This window comes from Liquorilactobacillus mali, from assembly GCF_001437155.1.
Taxonomy (GTDB): domain Bacteria; phylum Bacillota; class Bacilli; order Lactobacillales; family Lactobacillaceae; genus Liquorilactobacillus; species Liquorilactobacillus mali_A.
This window is the reverse complement of sequence record NZ_JQAR01000001.1, coordinates 39,282-59,434: the sequence shown is the minus strand read 5'-3', so window position 1 is coordinate 59,434 and position 20,153 is coordinate 39,282. Positions and strand designations below refer to the sequence as shown.

Here is a 20,153-nt window from a genome sequence, read left to right as displayed (position 1 = left end):
AAAAAAAGGACCTGTGACACAAAAATTAATTCTGTCAAAGCCCCTCTTACTGGTAATCCCATGTCTGTTAAACACTAAAGTCAATCAAATTAATAATTCATCAAGCTTAATGTATCATAATTTTTGATCTTATCACGACCATTTAAAGCATCAAGTTCAATAATGAATGCACATCCCACAACAATTCCACCTAATTGCTCAACTAAATCAATTGTTGCTCCAATCGTTCCTCCAGTAGCCAGCAAGTCGTCAGTGACCAACACCCGCTGTCCTGGTTTCACGGCATCTTTGTGCATATAAAGAGCTGATGTACCATATTCAAGTTTGTATGTTGCTTCAACTGTTTCACGAGGCAACTTTCCCTTCTTACGGGCCGGTGCAAAACCAACACCAAGTTCATAAGCAACGGGACAACCAACAATAAATCCGCGTGCCTCGGGTCCAACAATCATCTCAACCTTTTTATCACGAGCAAATTGAACAATTCGCGCTGTAGCTTGCTTATAAGCTTCCCCATCTGCCATCAAAGGTGAGATATCCCTGAAGATTATTCCTTTTTCGGGATAATCTGGGATGCTTGCAATATACTTAGTTAAATCTAGTGCCATTTTATAAACGCTCCTTTAATTAAACTGTTATGAATTGAAAAATAGTTTTCTCAAATTCTGCAGTTTTACTCGTTAATAAGACATTTTCTGCTTCAAGCAACCGTTGCCTTGCACGATAACTAGGAGCATCTTTCAAATTAATCCTCTTTCTTGAAGATGATCCCGCCATTAATCCATTATCTATTTTAACAAATCCGACTTCAAAAAACACCTGTAAGGTAAAAATCAACAAATCTTTTTTTATTTTCAAATAATCTGCTAATTTATTCAAATCTTTTTTTAAATCCACATTCTTATGTGAAATTGCAAAGCGATAAACCTTACCAAATTCTTCCTTAGTCGGCATTCCAGTAAGAAATACTGGCTTATATGGGTAGAGAATTGTCGTAATTTCTTCAAACTCAATCCTATTTAACAAAGTACCAAAACTCTCCAAATTAGGGGGGCAATCTACGACAACCAGATTGTCTACCTTCACTCTCTCAGGTAATTTATCTAGACCAACAATGATTTTCGCATTGCTCTTAAAATAACCAGCTAGCTTACTGTAGACTGTTGAATTAAAGAAAAAGAACTCGCCATTTGTCCGCAGCAAACTTGCTGTCAGTTTACTGCTCCTCAAATCATTAATTCTGATTCTGGGTATTTCCGCAGCATTTAGACAAAAATCCTTAATCATTATTTGGATCTTAGTTTGGCCCTTCCACACATTAGTAGCCAACTCACCAACAAATTCAATATTCTCAGCATTATCGACGAGTTGCTGTCCATGCGTACCGATTGAAAACGCAATTACGTCAATCGGTGCTCTCTTACCCCTTATAGACATTTTGAAGTGATTCTTCTCTTGCCCCATTAAGAACGAGCTTTGTACACTATAGTTTGTAAAAGAAAAAATTGGTTTAGGGTTGTCTGCCCCAAATGGTGCTAGCTGCTTTAATTCTTCGATCAAATCAAGGCTGACTTCATCTGCTTCAATCGTCTGCTCAATCTCTAATTGGGGTTTTTTGTTCAAGTCCAACTGCTGTTTTCTTGCTTCATTGTCTAATACCGCTTGCAGTTCACCGATCTTTGACTCTTCCAAAGACAGCCCACATGCCATGTGATGTCCACCAAAACTGGTTAAAAGGTCACGATGGCCATTAATTGCATCAAAAAGTTGGAAGGCTTCAACTGATCTTCCTGAACCCTTTGCAATATTTCCATCATCATTAATACTCAATACCAGTGAAGGCTTACCTGTTTCCTCAACCAAGTGGCTGGCAACAATTCCCAGTACACCTTCGTGCCAATTCTTACCAGCAACAACGTTTACTAAATGTTCAGTTTCATCTTCAGCCAGTTTTTGAAATGCCTGCTTTGAGATCGTTGCCACTAGCTCTTTGCGCCTGGTATTCAGGGATTCAACCCTGCTTGCAATTTGCTTTGCCTTGTCTTCATCAAGCGTCGTCAATAGCTCCACACCGGTACTCCCGTTTTGAATTCTTCCCAACGAATTCAGTCGCGGAGCAAGCGCAAAACCGATTGTTTCCTCGTTGATATCATCAATGTTGATTTTAGCATTGGCCAACAATGCTAACAGTCCCGGGCGTTGGGTGTTTCTAAGTGCCATAATGCCAAATTTAACCAGTGCACGATTCTCATCAAGTAAAGGCATCAAATCAGCAACAGTTCCGATTGCAACTAAATCAAGTAGTTCTTGTGGAATATCCTCCAGTAATGCCGAAGCAACCTTGAAAGCAACTCCAACACCTGCCAAATTTGGCCAAGGGTAATTTTTATCCGGATGTCTTGGATGAACAATAGCTACGGCCTCCGGTAATTTATCAGGCAACTCATGATGGTCGGTTATTACAACATCTACACCATGGCTCTGAGCATATGCAACCTCATCATAGCCACTGACTCCATTATCTACAGTAATAATCAATTCTGTTCCATCACTGACCAGTTTCTTATATACCTCCATATTTGGACCATATCCATCAGAAAAGCGATCAGGTATATAATAATTTACATTGGCACCGATTTGCTCAAGAGCCTCATACATCACCGCTGTGCTCGTTAATCCATCTGCATCATAGTCGCCATAAATCGTAATCTTTTGATCGCCCACTACCGCATCTTGAATTCGTTCCACAGCCTTATCCATATCATGAAGGAGGTATGGATCATAAATACTATTTTCGTTAGGGTTTAAAAATTCAGCAGCAGCCTCAGGGGTTGAAACTCCTCTTTTGAGCAATAGCCGTGCTAACAGTTTTGAAATACCCATTTGTTTTTGCAGCCTGAGTTCCTTTTCTCCCAACGACATAGACTCGAATTTCCATTCGTAGTGCTTGTCAAACAAAAAACCAACTCCTACCAAGTTTTACTTTAAATTCAAATCAGTTGTTCGATTATCATTGATTTTGCGCTGATACTCAGCTCTTACCTCGGTCAATTTTTTCTGATAATCTTCTTCAAACTGTTTTTTGATTTGCTTTTCATTATCACTTTTCTTCTTCAATTCCCGTTTTAAACCAACAATCGTCATTGTCGATACTAGGACAGCTACCAATGCACCTAGTAACAAAGAAACAACTAGAATCAATACCAATGGCAAACTAAACTTCCCAAAAAGAAAATTAAGTTCAACCTTTTGCGTATTCAATAATGCAAAGACAACGACAACAAGTGCAATCAGAAGTGCTAAAATCATTCTCCACTGATTTTTCATGATAAATACTCCCCCTTTAGTTCCTATTTTTTATTGAACAAATCCCCAGCCAAATAATCACCAACTCGTGGAAATAAATCATAGAGGCGGTGAGCTATCTCAAAGGCAAAGGGTACTGTAAGTTCCCTTTTACTTGTTCCTATCGTGCCCACAATTTTTTGTGCAATCTCATCTGGTTTTTGGACCAGAAAACCAACCTTGCTTAAATAATTGCCTGTCTTATCTGCTATTTTAAAGAACTCGGTATCAATTGGTCCTGGATTAACAGTCAAAACAGAAATGCCTAATGGTTTTAATTCAAGCCTTAGTGCGTTCGAATATCCCAGAACAGCAGACTTAGTTGCCGAATATACAGCTGATTTTGGTGTTGCAATTTTACCGGCTACAGATGCAACATTAATGATGGCACCCCTTTTACGCTTTGCCATCCTAAGTGCAGTATACTTCGATAAATACATCAACCCCAGTACATTGACTCTAAACATTTTTTCTACAACTTTCATTTCGAAATTAAGGACATTTTCCATCAACCCAAAACCGGCATTATTCACGAGTACATCAATCGGTCCAAGTTCATCTTCAATATCTTCAACTAATTTTTCAATCTGCGATGGATCTTCGACATCCAATTGCTTTGCAACTGATATCTTACCTGATAATTTCTGACACTCTTTGGTAACCTCTTCAAGTCTATCCAGTCTCCTAGCACAGGCTACCACAATTGCACCTTTTTTCGCCAATTCATATGATATCTGCTCACCTAGTCCAGAAGAAGCTCCTGTTACAACAACAATTCGATTGCGTAAGTCTTTTAGTTGTTTATAATTTTTCATTCTTTCCCTCCTATTTGTGAGAAAACGGAACTACATAAGTATCAAAGTCATTTGCTAATGTTGTATTCCCAAAAACCTTATGTGCATCTTTTTCAAGTTGCAACGCTTTTGCCCCAATATATCTTGCAGAAATATGTGTCAGAAAAAGTCGTTTTACTCCAGCCTGCTTAGCGACTTTTGCAGCTTGCATATTGGTTGAGTGATGATAATTATAAGCTAATTGCGCCTCATCCCTTCCAAAAGTACTCTCATGGACAAGTACATCCGCATCTTTTGCTAATCCTAAAATGGATGACGTTTGCCTTGTATCACCAAGAATTGTAACAACTCTTCCTCTCTTTTTCTCGCCGAGGTAGTCCTTTCCATCAATAATTCTACCGTCAGACAACTCTACCTTTTCGCCAGCCTTCAACTTTCCATATAATGGCCCTGCTGGTACATGTTCCGCTTTAAGTCGTTCAACTTGAAGCTCCCCAGCATAGTCGCTTTCAACAACACGATACCCAAAACACTCGATTCGATGGTCCAACCTGTCAACGTAAACTTTGAAACGTTCTTCATCCACTAGTAAGCCAGTTTGCCCTATTTCAACATATTTTATTTTGTAAGTTAATTTGGATTGAGAAACACGCAAACTCATTTGCACAAAATCCTTAACTCCTTTTGGACCATAAATAACCAAAGTTCCCATCTGTTGGGCACCCTGGAAAGAACGACTGCTTAAAAAACCCGGAAGTCCAAAGAGATGATCTCCATGAAGATGTGTGATAAAAATTCTAGTCACCTTCCGTGGCCTAATTGATGTTTTCAATATTTGATGCTGTGTTCCCTCTCCAACATCAAATAACCAAACTTCATTTATTTCTTCTAAAAGCTTTAGCGCTATACTAGTTACATTGCGTGACTTGGCAGGTGATCCCGCACCAGTTCCTAAAAATTCAATTTCCATATATAATTCCAATCTATTAAACCAATATAAATGGCTTAAAATATAATAATATCTTACATCATTTTAACATCAAAATAAAAGCTGTCACTATTTTTAATTACAAAATATAATTAAATAGGCGTTTAAAACTTATTTCACGGAAAGAGGAAAATCATGTATTTAAAAGACTTTACAACACTCATATTCGGACTCAATCCTAATTACCAATTATATTTTCAATCAAGTGATAATTTGGTTCCAATCACACAGTTTTCAACTAATGCACAAGCAGCGATTTTACTCGCAGATCCCAATGCAATCGCTGCACTTGATTTAAAAACATTTTTCTCTCTGTCAAACCAGCTTGCTTTATCAGATAGAGACATTCTGATCAACTATAACTCTGATAATTTTAAAGTTTTCGGATACCGAATATCAGAAGGAAAATTGTTAATAAATGGTAAATTACAGTTAGTGAATGGTAATTTGCATTTGTAGAATAAAAACGAGGCTGCCCACAACTCAATACTCTGTGGCATTCCCCGTCGTTTATATAAACATTTTCTTGCTTCATTAAGCAAACACGCACACTATATCCAAAACTAACAATCAAAGTCAAGATTACTAAATTTTATAATTCTGAACCCTTACTTATCTTCTAAAATCTCTTTTGCGATGAAATTACCGTAATAATTAAGACCATATTCATTTGGATGAACATTATCATCGTAGAACCAGTTATTGTGGTTATTACTGTAATCATACCAATCGATTACTCGCAAATTAGGATAAGTCTTAGTCGCAGCACTTAGTGAATCATTAACCTGCTTTTGCCATCTTCTCGTGGGAACGTGCGTGTTTATCCAATAAACTCTGCGATTCCCTATCGCACCCATGATCTGGTGCAGTTCCTCGTCATTAAATGGACCATTAGTCCCCAAGCTCAACAAGACTGTGTTATCAAGTTGTCTCTTTTGTGCAAGTCCATTCAAAATTCCGATTGCATCTCTTGGCTGTCTTCCGACCTTTGCATCAATGTACATCTGCTGAAAAATAGACTTTAACTTTACTGACCCATCGGCCAAGACAGAATCTCCAATAGCAGTAATCTGCATTGCAGCAGCTTTTTGTTGTTGCTGCTGTGTTAGTTGCTCCGGTTCCGAACTCGATTGTGCTGACTCAGACGAACTGCTTGCGCTCTTTTGTGAAGAGGAAGAGACCGAGCTCGTATTTTGCTTTTCTTTATCTTGCAGCTTTTTGTTATCCTCTGTGACTTCCTTTTGATTTCTTTTTATCACATTTTCTAATTGCTTACCACCCTGATTGCTTTGTGCTTTAGGTTGGAAAACCGCCCCTGTCATAGTTAATACAATTAAAAGAAGTGCACCTACCACCCATAATCTCTGCCAACCATAACGCGACTTTTTTTTGAAGAATTCTTGAGCCACTTCTTTCGTCCTAGAATAATCAAAGTGCTGAAGCGGTAATTCGATGTAACGATATGACAAATGACTAATTATCACAATCAAAGAAATCTCGATAACAACATGTAGCCATGGGTGAGCTGCAATATTTTGAACATGGGATTCATAAAAAATCATCACTGGATATTGATAGAGATATATTCCATAACTTCTTTTACCTAACCAAGTAAATGCTGGATTAGTCAGCAACCTATTCATATCGGCTCCAGGGTGGGCAACAGTTGCAATTAAAAGCATTGAAATTAATGAGAAGAAGAACATACCTCCATGATATGTCAAATCGCTCTCACCAGACATTGAGAAGAACATCCAGACAATCAAGCCAAGACTAACTATTCCAACTCCATCTAAAATCATGCGCGATTTTTTCTGAAGGGTATTTTTCAGTTCCTTGCTTGGCCAAACGATTGCTAGACTGGTACCCAATAATATTGAAAACATTCTTGTATCAGTTCCAAAATAAATTCTTGAAGAATCTTGACCGTCTTTATACAACAAAGCCATTGTTAATGCTGAAAAAAAGGCGATCAGGAAGATGGTGTCAAAGATCGGTTGCTTTTTTCGTAAGAGTACCCATAACACTGTCAATACGATTGGCCAGAAAAAATAAAATTGTCCTTCAATCGACAACGACCATAAATGTGTGAACGGAGATTGTACCTCAAAACGATCAAAATATGATTGGCCCTGCTTAACCTGCACCCAATTATAGACATAAAGCAAGTTACCAAATATCACACTCCGAATGCCATTCAATAGGCTTCTTTGAAATAAGGTTATATAAGCACTTGTGGCAACAATCATTGTAACCAGCCCAGGATAAAGCCTCTTCATTCTTTTTTTATAAAAAGAAAAAAGGTTGACTTTCCCCTTTTTTTGAATTTCTTCGTTCAAAATATCTGTAATAAGATATCCCGATAACACAAAGAAGATTGGAACCCCTAAAAAACCGCCTTGAATATCATATGGTACAAGGTGATATAAAATAACACCGATAACTGCAAGCGTTCTAATGCCATCAAACCCTGTAATATAACGTCTTTTCTTACTACCTGTATTCATTTATTCCAACCCCAAAACACGAAAAAGATTCTATAATTTATTCAACAAATTCAAACGTAAACTTGTCAATTCTAACTAAATCGCCTTGTTTTGCACCTTTTGCTCTTAGAGCGTCATCAACACCCATCCCCCGTAACTGACGAGCAAAGCGCATAATACTTTCATCATGTTCAAAATCTGTCATTTTAAATAACTTATCTAGTTCAGTACCACTTAACACCCAGGTTGCATCTGGATCTCTCGAAATTTCAAATGGATATTGTTCAGCCTCTTCAAACTTATAAACAGTTCCATTTTCAAGCTGTTCTTGTCGTTTTCTATCGGCAAGTGTTGGAAATACAGGTGTTTTCTCAAGTAAATCAGCAGCTTTTGCCATTAATTCTTTGACACCAGTATGAGTCACGGAAGAAATTTCAACGACCTCTGGTACAGTCTTGAGCATTTTATCATTCTTGATTTTTACAACAAAATCGGCCAGATTTTTCTTGGCATCCGGTAAATCCATCTTGCTTGCTACTACAATTTGTGGACGTTCAAGCAGTGTTTCATCGTATGATAATAATTCTTGGTTAATTTTAACAAAATCATCATATGGATCTCGCCCATCCATACCGCTTAAATCAACTAAGTGTAGGATTACTCTCGTACGCTCAATGTGCCTCAAGAATTGAATCCCAAGTCCAACTCCTTGAGAAGCACCTTCAATTAGTCCCGGTAAATCTGCCATTACAAAATCTCGTCCATCATCCAGTCTTACCATTCCTAAGTTAGGAACAAGTGTCGTAAAATGATAAGCCGCTATCTTAGGCTTCGCACTTGTAACAGTTGCCAGTAGCGTGGACTTCCCAACTGACGGGAAACCAACTAAACCGATGTCCGCTAAAACTTTCAATTCTAGTCGTAAGACACGCTCAATACCGGGTTCACCATTTTCAGCTATTTCTGGTGCTGGATTCCTTGCACTTGCAAAATGAATATTTCCTCGGCCTCCGCGACCACCTTTTGCGACTACTAACTCGTCACCATCATGTAATAGATCACCTAGAATCTCACCTGTCTCATCATCCGTAACAGTAGTTCCTTCTGGCACAGAAACATAAAAGTCACTTGCCCCGCGACCATACATTCCTTTATTCATTCCCTTTTCACCATTCTTAGCTTTAAAGTGACGGTGATAGCGAAAATCCATCAAGGTTCTTAGACCTTCATCAACCTTTAAGATTACACTTCCACCTTTGCCGCCGTCTCCACCAGCTGGGCCACCGTTAGGAACAAATTTTTCACGGCGAAATGCAACTATCCCATCTCCACCGTTTCCAGCCTTCACATTAATTTTTACTTGATCGACAAACATTATTAATTCACCCTTCTTTCCATATTGATTATTTACATTGACACTAATATGTGAGCTAATAAAGAAAAAATGAACTTGTTCATCGTTACCCTAAAAACTACCACCGCCAACTATACCAGTTTTTAGAATCAAGGTCAAAAATACAACTGCTCACATTTTTGCGTATTTGCACTACAAGATATAACAATTTCATTTCAACAAAAAAAATCATATAATTTACATAACCGATACTATTCAGGGAGTGTTCAAAATGCAGCAAAGATATAAAAATCTAAAAACAGCACAAAAAGGAGTCTTAATCAGTCTTTGTGCCTACATTCTACTCTCCTTATTAAAAGTCGTTATTGGACAGTTAAGTCACTCTGAAACACTGCTTGCAGATGGTTTTAACAATGCAACGGATATTTTTTCATCCTGTGCCGTAATGGTTGGACTAAGACTAGCCACCCGTCCGCCAGATGAACACCATCAATATGGACATTGGAAAGCCGAAACGATTGCAACCTTTCTGACTTCATTGATTATGCTGTTAGTGGGTCTAAGTGTTCTTTATACTTCAGTCAAGGACATTTTAGCGGGCAATCAAGAATCTCCTGACATCTATGCCTTATTTGTCGGTATTTTTAGTGGGCTGTTGATGTATGGTGTCTATTTCCATAATGCACATCAGGCAAAGAAAATAAACTCACAATCATTGCTCGCAATCGCCAAAGATTGCAGAAGCGATGCTTGGACTAGTTTTGGAACATCAGTCACAATCTTTGCAGCTAATTTTAATATGGCTTGGATCGATGGTGTCGTTGCCTTTTTGATTGGGCTCCTAATTCTCAAAACTGCCTATGATATTTTCTCAGCGAGTGCCTTTTCATTGTCCGACGGTTTTGATGATGACTTGCTCGAAAAATATACTGCCGATGTTGAAAGAATTCCCGGCGTCGAACTTGTCCACAATATTCAAGGACGCTCATATGGTGCCAATATCTTCGTGGATATTATTATCTGGGTAGATCCACAAATGACGGTGCGAAAAAGCCACCATATTACTGAAAAAATTGAAAGTCTATTACAACGAAAATATGGTGTTTTTGATACTGATGTTCATGTTGAACCATGGGACGTTGATTATGAGCCCCAACAACCAAATGAATTAAACAGTCACTAACTACTTAAGACTTAATTTAATTGTTTGGGCCACTTTTTTGGGAATGCCTAAAGCTTCAATATCTTTGAGCGAAGCATCTGCAATTTTTTTCATGGATCCAAATTTTCTCAACAATTTGATTCTTGATTTTGGCCCTACACCGGGAATTAGATCCAGCCTCGAAGACAAAGATTTTTTAGAGTGAGTTTGACGGTGAAAAGTTATCGCGAATCTATGAACTTCATCTTGAATACGCTGAAGCAAGTAAAATGCCTCACTCTTCGGATCCAATGCTACTTTTTGATACTGCATATTCATTAGATCTGCGGTCCTATGATGGTTGTCTTTGACCATCCCTGCCACTGGGATATTTAATCCAAGTTCATTTTGCAGTACGTCTTGTGCCGCTTCGATCTGGATTTCTGCTCCATCCATCAGGATTAGATCTGGCAACTCACTATGTTCCTTCAATAACCTTGTATACCTTCTTCTAATGACCTCTCTTGTACTTGCGCTTTCATCCGCATGATTGACCGTCCGCAGCTTATACTTACGATACTGACTTTTTTGCGGTCGCCCATCCAAAAATGAAACCATCGCCGAAACAACATCAGAGCCTTGAATATGTGAATGATCAAATGATTCAATTCGATGTCCAGCTGGCAGAGCCAAGGCCTTCATTATTTCATCCATTGCACCCGTTGTTTTGCGATCATCCAGCTCCAATAGACGGAATTTTTCTTCAAGTACAAGCCGTGCATTCTTTTGTCCAAGTTCCATCAAGTTTTTCTTTGTTCCCCTAATTGGTGTTTTGACAGGAACTTGCAGTATTTCACCAAGTACATCATGACTTACTCCCTTAGGAACAAGTATCTCTTTAGGTAATATTCTATTTTTCTGATTATAAAACTGTAAAATAAACGACTCTAACTCTGCCTCAGGTGTATCTATACAAGGAAAAAGTCGTTTTTCACGTTTAATTAAGCGTGCCTGACGAATAAAGAAAATTTGCAGTGACATCCAACCCTTGTCCATATAAAAGTTGAATAAATCCCTTGGAGTATTATCATTTGAGATTATCTTTTGTTTTTCTACAGTTACTTCAATGTAATGTATTTGATCACGAAGTTCCGCTGCCCTTTCAAATTCAAGTTTCTGCGCGGCATTATTCATCTTACTCTCTAACGTCTTCTTAATTGCACCGACATTTCCATTCAGAAAGGTCTTTATTTTTTTGATTTGCTTATCGTATTCTTCTGCTTTTACCTCTTTGAAACAAGCTCCTAAACACTGCCCCATATGATAGTACAGGCAAGGGCGTTTTTGATAGCCATTACATCTCCTGAGAGGATAAACACGCTGCAATAAATGCATTGTCTCACTAGCAGCATAAACATTCGGATAAGGTCCAAAATAATAAGCCCCATCTTTTTTGACCTGACTTACAATTTTTAACGTTGGGTCCTTTTCATTTGTAATTTTAATATACGGATATCCCGTACCTCTTTTTAACTTTATATTGTAATAAGGCTTATGCTTTTGAATCAGTGTGATTTCTAACAAAAAAGCCTCTTTATCTGTCGAAGTAATAATTGTTTCAAAATCCCTTATTTCTGAGACTAATTTTGCAGTCTTGCCTTCATGCATACTTTTAAAATATGAACGTACTCTATTCTTTAAGTTTTTTGCTTTACCAACATAAATGATCTTACTATTGATATCCTTCATTAGGTAACATCCTGGCAGATCTGGTAACAATTTTAATTTATTTTCAATGTGCTGTGTTGCCACCTTAATTTACACCTCCGTTTACCGAGCAAACTCCTGATAATATTATATTACAGCATTAATCAAGTTTGTAGGAAAAGACTTCCAATTATACTCTTTAATCTTACTCATTGAACTTTGGATATAGCTTAGCAACAACCAAAAAAGGACCGGCTCAAAAGTTATATTTTGAACCAGCTCCTCTGTTTATTCTGGATAAACGTGTCCCGTAAGTTAAACTTGTCAAAAAAGCATAACTTTTATCTTTTCATCCACACATTTATAATATTTTTGACAAAAATTCTTTGGCACGGCTCGTCTTCGGGTTTGCAAAAAATTCGTCTGGTGCTCCCTTTTCTTGGATGTAGCCTTCATCCATGAACCATATCTGATCTGCAACTTCCTTCGCAAATCCCATCTCATGTGTTACAACAATCATCGTCATTCCTGATTCGGCAAGATCTTTCATTACTTTCAAAACTTCGCCAACCATCTCGGGATCTAATGCTGAGGTTGGTTCATCAAAAAGCATAACTTCAGGATCCATTGCAAGTGCGCGTGCAATTGCAACACGTTGTTGCTGTCCTCCTGAAAGACTCAGCGGAAATTGCTCAGCCTTGTCTGCCAAACCAACTTGTTCCAATAGTTGTCCTGCTTTTTGGGTTGCTTCCTCTTCCATGTCCTTTTTAACCTTCAAAGGAGCAAGTTTAACATTGTTTATTACATCCATATTTGGAAAAAGATTAAAGCTTTGAAAAACCATTCCCATGCGCTCTCTGAGCTTGTTTAACTCAATCTCAGAAATATGTGTTAGCTCTTGCCCCTCAAAAATTATTTGTCCTGCCGAAGGCTTCTCCAGCACATTCAAACATCTCAGAAAAGTACTTTTTCCCGAACCAGAAGGCCCAATTACACAAATAACTTGCCCTTTTTTTACAACTTCAGTAATGTTTTTCAAAACCTGATTATCACCAAATGACTTTTCGAGGTTTTTAATTTCAATCATGTTAGGCATGTTTCATTCTCCCTTCAAAATAACCTAAGACCTTTGAAAGACCAAACGTCATTACGAAATAAATGACCATTGTGATAAAGATAGGAATTACACCCTTATAGGTTGCTGACTGCACCAACTGCATCTGATACATCAAATCACCGACACCAATAATGGAAACAATCGAACTCTCTTTGATAAGTGTAATGAACTCATTTCCTAATGCTGGCCAAATGTTCTTTAATGCCTGCGGAATAATGACATATCTGTAGGTTAACGTTTGTGACATTCCTAAACTTCTAGCCGCTTCTGTTTGCCCAGCAGGTATTGATTCGATTCCTGAACGAATAACTTCAGCAACATAGGCCGCTGAGTTTAGCGAAACAGCAATTATACCTGCAAGCAATGCTGGTAATGATTGAATAACAGCCCCTATTCCAAAATAAACAAACATCACTTGAACCATCAAAGGTGTTCCTCTGACAAATTCAATATATGCAGTTGCAATTACTTTACCCAACTTACTCTTAGACAAACGCAAGAGTGCTAATAATACCCCTAATATGAATCCAAAGAAAACTGAGACAACCGTTATTATCAACGTATGTTCAATTCCCTTTGCGAAATAAGTCCAATAATTCCACATTGAGTTTTTCTTTGAATTATTAGTCATATATTTTCCTGCTAAGGGAATATACTGCTTATTTATCAGGTTCTTCTTTTTAATTTGAGCAATTGTTTTATTGGCCGCTTGAACTAGACTGGTTGCCCCTTTAGGGAATGCCATTGCAGAACCGGTCTGGCTAGAATCAACATTAAATTCAGGATTAATAACTTTCAATGAAGTATTGTTTTGTGCAAATGCTTTGGCAGTTGCTTCCTCCATCGCAACAGCATTAACCTTTCCTGATTCAAGGGCAATCACCAAATCATTCAGTTTAGCCAAACCCTTTATTTGATTATTCTTCATCTGTTTTTTAACAAGATCATATTGTAATGAACCGGCTTGTGCACCGATAGTCTTATTCTTAAAACTATGAATATTTTTATAGAGCGCTGCATCCTTCTTATTGATCAGCATGTATTGCTTTCCCCTATAATAAACATTCGAAAAGTCAACACTCTTTTGTCTTTCCGGAGTTGGATTCATCCCTGAGATAACTGCATCAACTTTGTGTGTTTCGAGCGCAACAAGTAATGAATCAAAATTCATATTTTTAATTTCTAATTTCACACCCAGATCTTTTGCAAACTTCTTTGCAATCTCAATGTCCAAACCCACGTAAGTTGTCTTCCCGCTTTGTTTTACCGTAAATTCATAGGGTGGATAATCCGCACTCGTACCAACTACAAGTGTTCCCTTGTCCTTAATCTTCTGTAAATAACCATCACTTGCGGCATTTACCTTTCCCAGAGGTACCAACAACATCATAATTAAAATTACCAAAGTAATCCAAATCTTTTTACTTTTCATTAAACTTCTCCCTTACCTTTTCTGACTCAACGACGTAAAGTATACAGCAAAAAGAATTATTATTCAATAAAATTGTCAAATAAACATTTTTATTCATAAATAAAGTGTATAAACTATAAAATATACATACTGTGTTCTAATTGAATTTTTACTTCCAAACTGATACTCTATTAGTAACAATAAGTAAGGGAGATTTAATTATGGGACTTACGGTAAATAGCCAAACAAAGCTCGATGAACTCTTCGGTAAATTCGCAGTTGACCCAAAACAGCCTAGAACAAAGCAGAGACCAAAAGATAAAGAAAAAAAGGCTAATGAAAAAGACAAGAAAAATTAATAGTTTGCTTTGATTTATAGAATGCATTTTTGTGTAAATCAAAAAGAGGCCTGCCACAAAGAATTATCTTTGCTTGTGGTAAGCCTCTTTTCTTATACATAAAACTAAAACACATTTTATACATCTATTCTTGGAATAACTTCTCAGTAATCTCAAATGATTTATTATCAAAATCAATTTTCGCCATGCATCCATAAGGTATCACAGTTCTAGGATATGCATGTCCAAAATTAACGTTCATTAGAACCGGTAAACGATATTTTGCTGCGATGTTCTTCAACTTTTCCCGATATTCCTGATAGTAAACATTATTTTGTGGTTTACCCACAATTATAGCCTTAATTACACCAAATATTCCGCGCTGCTCCAAGTTACTGAGCATTGCTTCATATTCGTCTGGAGTAGGTCTTTCTTCGCTAGTCTCAATAAAGAGAATTTTATCTTCCCATTGCTTTAGTTCAGGAAATATTCCATATTTAAGACAAATTTCTCTTTCATCAGCGTACCTTGAGCTTGTCAAAATATCATTTAGACTATCTATGCACCCACCAAGTAGTCTTCCGGTTACGATTCCACTACCATTTAAAGTCTCGTATCCTCTCTTCTCTGGATGACTAATTCGTGCAGTTCCAATTTCTTCGGGTGAAAAGGTAGTTCGCTCTTCATACCATGTATCACTTGAAAGAATTTTCAAATCAGAGGTATTTTTAAAATAACTACTAATTGTTTTTGCAGTATATGGCAGTAAATTCTCGTCCAATTCAGCTAAATCATTTAGAAAGTTTGGTCCATAAAATGTCTGCAATCCTAACTTGTAGAACATTAGATGATTAATCGTCGTATCAGAAAAGCCGGAAAACAGCTTTGGATGATGATGTACTGCAGTAACGAATTCCTGATCATCAAGTAAATATGGCAACAACCTATAAGTGTCGTCTCCACCTATCACGCAAAATATTCCTTGAATGTCCGTACGTAAAAAGGCTTCTTTCAAATCAGCAGCACGTGCTTCTGGATGATTCTGCAAGTACTCTATACCCATCAATGCATTAGTCATATAGACCGGTTCCAAACCAAAATCATGGAGCCTCTTTTCTCCTAGTTCTTTTTGATGTTTTACAAAGTCTTCACCCAAAACACCACTAGACAGGCTCACAATAGCAACCTTATCTCCAGTTTTTAATGTATGTGATTTCACTAAAATCATCCCTATTTTAATTTTTAATATCGTCTTTACTTTTCTTAACTATCCTGTGCAAATCCGTGTGGATATCGCTTATTGAGTGTTTCGATATTATCCTTGGCAATTTCATCAAAAGGAATATCTGCCCATGCAGCAATTTGTGACAGATACCATAGTACATCTCCCATTTCATGAATCATTTCCTCACGATTTAGTTCTTTACCCTTAAATGTATAATTTTTGATAAGATCTATCACTTGACCGCTCTCTCCAGCAAGCCCCAGGGCACAATTTGTAAGTACCTGCTCATTACCGTATAGCGTTCTTGTAGCAGCTTCTTGATATTCATTAAATTCCATCTATTTCCAATCCCTTCTAACCATTTATTTTTTCTTCTATCCAATCCCAAACGATATCGTCACCAATCTTTTGGGTAGCAGAAAAGAGTACCAGTTTGTCTTCATCATTGAGCTTTATCTTTTTCTTAATGTCTTTTTCAACCTTATTCCACTTACTTCTTGGTATCTTATCAATCTTTGTAGCTACCAACAAAACTGGTAAATCATAATATTGCAGAAATTCGACCATTTGTACATCTAACTCTGTTGGCTCATGACGCCCATCAATCAGTGAAACGACTCCTTTTAATGGCTCACGCTGAACTAAGTATGTTTCAATCATTCTGCCCCATTTTTCACGCTCAGCTTTAGAGACCTTCGCATATCCATAGCCGGGTACATCAACTAAATAAAGCATTGATTCTACATCATAGAAATTCAATGTTTGTGTTTTCCCCGGTTGACTTGATGTTCGTGCATAGCTCTTCCTATTAATTAAACGATTAATCAAGGAAGATTTGCCAACATTAGATCTACCTACCAAGGCAACTTCGGGATATCCTTCATCTGGATACTGTTCTGGTCTGACAGCACTTATTTTGAGATTTACATTATGAACTTTCATCCGCTTACTTTCCTTCCCTACACTGCTAAATTCTACCATATCTTGTCTTCATGACTCTAGAGATAAAACATATTTTACAAAAAAAAACATCCCCAGCTCATTTAGCTTGGGATGCATCATTCATTAAAAAATAAAACAAGGGCCATGGTCCCTCATCTCAGTTATTAATCAACTTTTACAACTTCCTTATCACCGTAGAACCCACAACTTGGGCATACATGATGAGACTTTCTTAATTCGCCACAGTTAGGGCAAGCACTCATACCTGGTGCTTGCAACTTGTAATGTGTACGACGTAATCTCTTACGAGTTTTTGATGTTTTACGTGCTGGTACTGCCATCTTAACAGCCACCTCCTTCAATTAATAAAATTAATCAACAAAAAGAATTGTACTTTTAATTCAACAATTTTGCAACTGCTAAAGTCCTAGTTTTTTTTATCAAAAAAGTCCTTTAGTTTTGCTAACCGCGGATCGATAGTATCCTTATCCTTTTGTTTTTGATTATTACGACCATCTTCAGAAACTTCCCAACCCTTACCTTGAGGCAAGTCTGCACTAGCTTCTTCCTCAGCTGTCAAAATTCTTGTTGGAATCTGCAATAGGATATTATCCTCAACTGCTTGGTTGAGATCCAAAATATCATCTTCCAAAATAATTACGACATCATTGGCATCAAATCTAGATAAATCACGTGTCCTATGGCTCACATAATATTCACTCACTTCAAAATCAAGTGGAACTTCTACCAACTTGAGAGATCTAGTAGAAGGCAGTGTCACCCTGACGCTTACCTTGAATGAACCAAGGAGACCTAAACTATCCACCACGAAAAAGCCGCTTACTTGTGCTGGAGAAATAGCAGTGATCTCGCTATTTCGTTTAACAATTGAATCGGCTACGTTGACTACCTCTTCAAAGTGAAAAGGTGTTGAACCAATCTGTCCTAGCTCATTCAAAGACCACTTCATTCAATACTTCCTCCTAATGCAACAACCCTGATTATACCTGTCAAAAAATACATTGTCAATGGTTTTTCCTTGACAGCATCAACTAACATTGGAATGGCTTTCGACCAAAATCCTGTCTCTGACCATTACATTGACTATATACCAAACCTGCTCTGTAGTCCAAATCAAGCAGATTCGTGGCAATCTTTTGTGAAACTCGAGAAACAACTGGAAATGTCATTTTTTTCTTCACATTGTTCAGTTGTTTTTGACCTAAATCATCAAATCCAAGTATTCTGATATATGGGCTTTCCACAACTTGTTCGACTTCATTTTTCTTTGCCTGAAGCAAAATCATCGTTGCTAATCTTGTCAAGTGAGTATACGTAAAACGCTTTGATTTGACCTCACCTATCCAGTCAGTAAAAGTCACTGCAGGTCCCATTCTCTCTAGTTTGTCCTTAAGTCTAAACTCAAGTCCTTCTGTCATTCCGTATATTTCTCTTAGCTCCTGTACCTTGCTAGTTAGAATCTGATATTTAAGCAGTGGCCAAAAATTCATCCAGCTTGCCTTTTTGGACTGTTGCAGATCCTCAACTGTTGAATTAGGTACAAAATTAACAACTAATTCCTTATTGCTCAAGACTGCATTTCTTATTGCCGAAGCGCTGGCAATCTGTGAATCAATTGGCAGCTGCTGATCATGATACTCAGCTTTCATTCTTTGAATTGGTACCAATTCTAAAAAAGAACCCAGTTCCAGATTTGCCTTTGCATATGCCAAACCTAAAAGATTATTAGGCTTAGAAACATCCACTCCTGTTTTTTCCGTAATAGCTCTCTGATATGCCTTTGCATAGGATTCATTGTAAGTTGAAAAATCTCCATGTACCTTCTTGGTTAATTGGGCCATCTTGTCAAAATCATAGTCGGCATTTTCGACACCAAAGACTAACTTCTGCACACCCAGCTCTTTAAGAATTCTTATCGCTCCAAATGCAAAAAGGTCTGCTGGTTGAACGCAAAAAGCTACTGGCAACTCAACAACCAGATTAACACCGTTTAAGATTGCCTCTCTTGCTCTCATCCACTTATCAAGAAGCGCCGGTTCTCCCCGTTCAAGAAAATTACCACTCATCACAACAACTATGACAGCATTCGGAAATCTTTTTTTCACTTCAATAATTTGATATAGATGTCCATTGTGAAATGGGTTATACTCCGCAACTATCCCCACAATATCCATTCATGTACCTCCCTATGCCTTATGGCAGACAAAGAAAAAACGAGTTGTTTTATCATCGATTTTTCCATTGCCATAATCAGCAGTAGCTTTGACTTTATCAAATCCAGCCTCAGCAAGAAGCTCCAAGTAAACATTTAAATCGTAAGTTCGTTCATAATGAGTCTCTTCATAACGCTGATAGCTTGTCCTATCCTTATTTGCAACAAAAAAGGTCAAATCGTGTATAACACTATGTGAAACTTCACCTGCAAAACTCTCCCATAAAAAAGCTTGCTCCTGTGTCGTATAATTATACATATAACCTGGATAAACAACATCAGTCTGATATGGCGAGATTACATCAAAAATAAATACCCCATCCTCATTTAGATGACCCGCGACCTCCTGAAAAGTCTGCGACAGTTCACCTTCATCAGCAAGATAGCACAGTGAATCCAACCCACACGTCACAATATCGAAGTTTTCTAATCCACTCAAGTCAGTCATGTTTGCACCTAGAAGTTCTAATTTAACTTCTTCTTCCCGGGCCCTAGCCTCCGCAAGTGCCAACATTTCTTCTGACAAATCAACACCTGTTACTTGATATTCATTCTTAGCAAGTATTACTGCCAATCTGCCTGCACCACATGCCAAATCAAGTAATTTCTTGTGTTGTCTATCTGTAACTGTATCAACTAGTTTCGCCCAATTATCATAGATCTCAGGATCCATTAACTCGTCATAGATTTGTGCAAATGTTGAGTAGATCATTATTCCGTAATCCAATCCTTAACTTCGACCATTGGTGCATCAGCCCAAAGTTTTTCAAGATTATAAAAGCCTCTTGTTTCTGACTTGAACACATGAACAACAACATCCCTTAGATCAATTAAGATCCAATTACCACTACTTTTTCCTTCAATTTGTTTAATATCAATTCCGGCTTTTTCAACTTCTTCTTCGATATTATCAACAATTGCCTTAACTTGACGCTCAGAATCTGCTTGCATTATTACAAAATAATCAGCCAAATAACTAATTTTGCTGACATCTAGTGCAACTATATCTTCGGCGCGCTTGCTGTCAGCAGCCTCAACAACAACTTTTAATATTTCTTTACTATCCATTAAA

At 37.6% G+C, this 20,153-nt stretch carries 21 protein-coding genes; 3 read left to right on the top strand and 18 right to left on the bottom strand.

Annotated elements, in window-relative coordinates; translation table 11 throughout:
• Positions 1-89: 89 nt before the first annotated feature.
• From IV36_RS00300 to rnz, 5 genes are read right to left on the bottom strand one after another with little or no spacing between them, the layout of a single operon-like run.
• On the bottom strand, positions 90-608 hold the full coding sequence (locus tag IV36_RS00300) for an adenine phosphoribosyltransferase (protein ID WP_003690611.1): 519 nt from the start codon (positions 606-608) through the stop codon (positions 90-92).
• 19 nt (positions 609-627) lie between these two features.
• On the bottom strand, positions 628-2,958 hold the full coding sequence (gene recJ / locus IV36_RS00295; RefSeq protein ID WP_056990188.1) for a single-stranded-DNA-specific exonuclease RecJ: 2,331 nt from the start codon (positions 2,956-2,958) through the stop codon (positions 628-630).
• Between the two features lie 21 nt (positions 2,959-2,979).
• Entirely contained in the window at positions 2,980-3,327 is a 348-nt protein-coding gene (locus IV36_RS00290) for a lipopolysaccharide assembly protein LapA domain-containing protein (protein WP_056990187.1), read from the bottom strand.
• 23 nt (positions 3,328-3,350) lie between these two features.
• Positions 3,351-4,160: an SDR family NAD(P)-dependent oxidoreductase gene (locus tag IV36_RS00285; RefSeq protein ID WP_056990186.1), complete on the bottom strand. Its 810-nt coding sequence runs from the start codon at positions 4,158-4,160 to the stop codon at positions 3,351-3,353.
• A 10-nt stretch (positions 4,161-4,170) separates the two neighbouring features.
• Positions 4,171-5,109, bottom strand: coding sequence for a ribonuclease Z (gene rnz / locus IV36_RS00280; protein WP_056990185.1), 939 nt, complete (start codon positions 5,107-5,109; stop codon positions 4,171-4,173).
• Positions 5,110-5,262: 153 nt separating this feature from the next.
• Between rnz and IV36_RS00275 the strand changes: the two genes are divergently transcribed.
• Complete coding sequence (locus IV36_RS00275) at positions 5,263-5,586, top strand: hypothetical protein (RefSeq protein WP_056990184.1); 324 nt, start codon at positions 5,263-5,265, stop codon at positions 5,584-5,586.
• A gap of 149 nt (positions 5,587-5,735) precedes the next feature.
• Here the strand turns inward: IV36_RS00275 and IV36_RS00270 are convergent, their stop codons facing one another.
• Both IV36_RS00270 and obgE read right to left on the bottom strand, forming a co-directional pair.
• The gene (locus tag IV36_RS00270) at positions 5,736-7,634 is read right to left on the bottom strand and encodes an acyltransferase family protein (RefSeq protein ID WP_056990183.1); all 1,899 of its coding nucleotides are present in this window, start codon (positions 7,632-7,634) and stop codon (positions 5,736-5,738) included.
• 37 nt (positions 7,635-7,671) lie between these two features.
• On the bottom strand, positions 7,672-8,988 hold the full coding sequence (gene obgE / locus IV36_RS00265) for a GTPase ObgE (RefSeq protein ID WP_056990182.1): 1,317 nt from the start codon (positions 8,986-8,988) through the stop codon (positions 7,672-7,674).
• 250 nt (positions 8,989-9,238) lie between these two features.
• Here obgE and IV36_RS00260 point away from each other — a divergent pair, with 250 nt between their 5' ends.
• Positions 9,239-10,150 (top strand): cation diffusion facilitator family transporter, encoded by a 912-nt coding sequence (locus IV36_RS00260; protein ID WP_056990181.1) that lies wholly within the window; start codon positions 9,239-9,241, stop codon positions 10,148-10,150.
• Here IV36_RS00260 and uvrC read toward each other — a convergent pair whose 3' ends face one another.
• The 3 genes from uvrC to IV36_RS00245 all read right to left on the bottom strand — a co-directional run bounded on the left by uvrC (position 10,151) and on the right by IV36_RS00245 (position 14,322).
• The gene (gene uvrC / locus IV36_RS00255) at positions 10,151-11,920 is read right to left on the bottom strand and encodes an excinuclease ABC subunit UvrC (RefSeq protein WP_056990180.1); all 1,770 of its coding nucleotides are present in this window, start codon (positions 11,918-11,920) and stop codon (positions 10,151-10,153) included.
• A 256-nt stretch (positions 11,921-12,176) separates the two neighbouring features.
• Positions 12,177-12,911, bottom strand: coding sequence for an amino acid ABC transporter ATP-binding protein (locus tag IV36_RS00250; RefSeq protein ID WP_056990179.1), 735 nt, complete (start codon positions 12,909-12,911; stop codon positions 12,177-12,179).
• Positions 12,904-14,322, bottom strand: a complete 1,419-nt coding sequence (locus tag IV36_RS00245; RefSeq protein WP_420864912.1) for an ABC transporter substrate-binding protein/permease — start codon at positions 14,320-14,322, stop codon at positions 12,904-12,906. The genes IV36_RS00250 and IV36_RS00245 overlap by 8 nt, the downstream gene beginning before the upstream one ends.
• A 242-nt stretch (positions 14,323-14,564) precedes the next feature.
• Here IV36_RS00245 and IV36_RS12270 point away from each other — a divergent pair, with 242 nt between their 5' ends.
• A complete protein-coding gene (locus tag IV36_RS12270; protein WP_169790720.1) occupies positions 14,565-14,702 on the top strand; it encodes an SPJ_0845 family protein in 138 nt (45 codons plus the stop codon).
• Positions 14,703-14,826: 124 nt separating this feature from the next.
• On the opposite strand, the gene IV36_RS00240 is transcribed toward IV36_RS12270, so the two are convergent.
• The 8 genes from IV36_RS00240 to rsfS all read right to left on the bottom strand — a co-directional run bounded on the left by IV36_RS00240 (position 14,827) and on the right by rsfS (position 20,149).
• Positions 14,827-15,909 (bottom strand): S66 family peptidase, encoded by a 1,083-nt coding sequence (locus IV36_RS00240; RefSeq protein ID WP_056990177.1) that lies wholly within the window; start codon positions 15,907-15,909, stop codon positions 14,827-14,829.
• A gap of 35 nt (positions 15,910-15,944) precedes the next feature.
• Entirely contained in the window at positions 15,945-16,244 is a 300-nt protein-coding gene (locus IV36_RS00235; protein WP_010077874.1) for a nucleoside triphosphate pyrophosphohydrolase family protein, read from the bottom strand.
• A 16-nt stretch (positions 16,245-16,260) separates the two neighbouring features.
• The gene (yihA, locus tag IV36_RS00230; protein ID WP_056990324.1) at positions 16,261-16,848 is read right to left on the bottom strand and encodes a ribosome biogenesis GTP-binding protein YihA/YsxC; all 588 of its coding nucleotides are present in this window, start codon (positions 16,846-16,848) and stop codon (positions 16,261-16,263) included.
• 164 nt (positions 16,849-17,012) lie between these two features.
• Entirely contained in the window at positions 17,013-17,189 is a 177-nt protein-coding gene (gene rpmF / locus IV36_RS00225) for a 50S ribosomal protein L32 (protein ID WP_056990176.1), read from the bottom strand.
• 86 nt (positions 17,190-17,275) lie between these two features.
• Positions 17,276-17,818, bottom strand: coding sequence for a YceD family protein (locus IV36_RS00220; RefSeq protein ID WP_056990175.1), 543 nt, complete (start codon positions 17,816-17,818; stop codon positions 17,276-17,278).
• 82 nt (positions 17,819-17,900) lie between these two features.
• Entirely contained in the window at positions 17,901-19,043 is a 1,143-nt protein-coding gene (locus IV36_RS00215) for a nucleotidyltransferase (protein ID WP_056990174.1), read from the bottom strand.
• Between the two features lie 12 nt (positions 19,044-19,055).
• Positions 19,056-19,793, bottom strand: a complete 738-nt coding sequence (locus IV36_RS00210; RefSeq protein ID WP_056990173.1) for a class I SAM-dependent DNA methyltransferase — start codon at positions 19,791-19,793, stop codon at positions 19,056-19,058.
• Positions 19,793-20,149 carry a ribosome silencing factor gene (rsfS, locus tag IV36_RS00205; RefSeq protein ID WP_010077880.1) on the bottom strand — a complete coding sequence of 119 codons (357 nt, stop codon included), beginning with the start codon at positions 20,147-20,149 and terminating at the stop codon, positions 19,793-19,795. The genes IV36_RS00210 and rsfS overlap by 1 nt, the downstream gene beginning before the upstream one ends.
• Between the last annotated feature and the right edge of the window lie 4 nt (positions 20,150-20,153).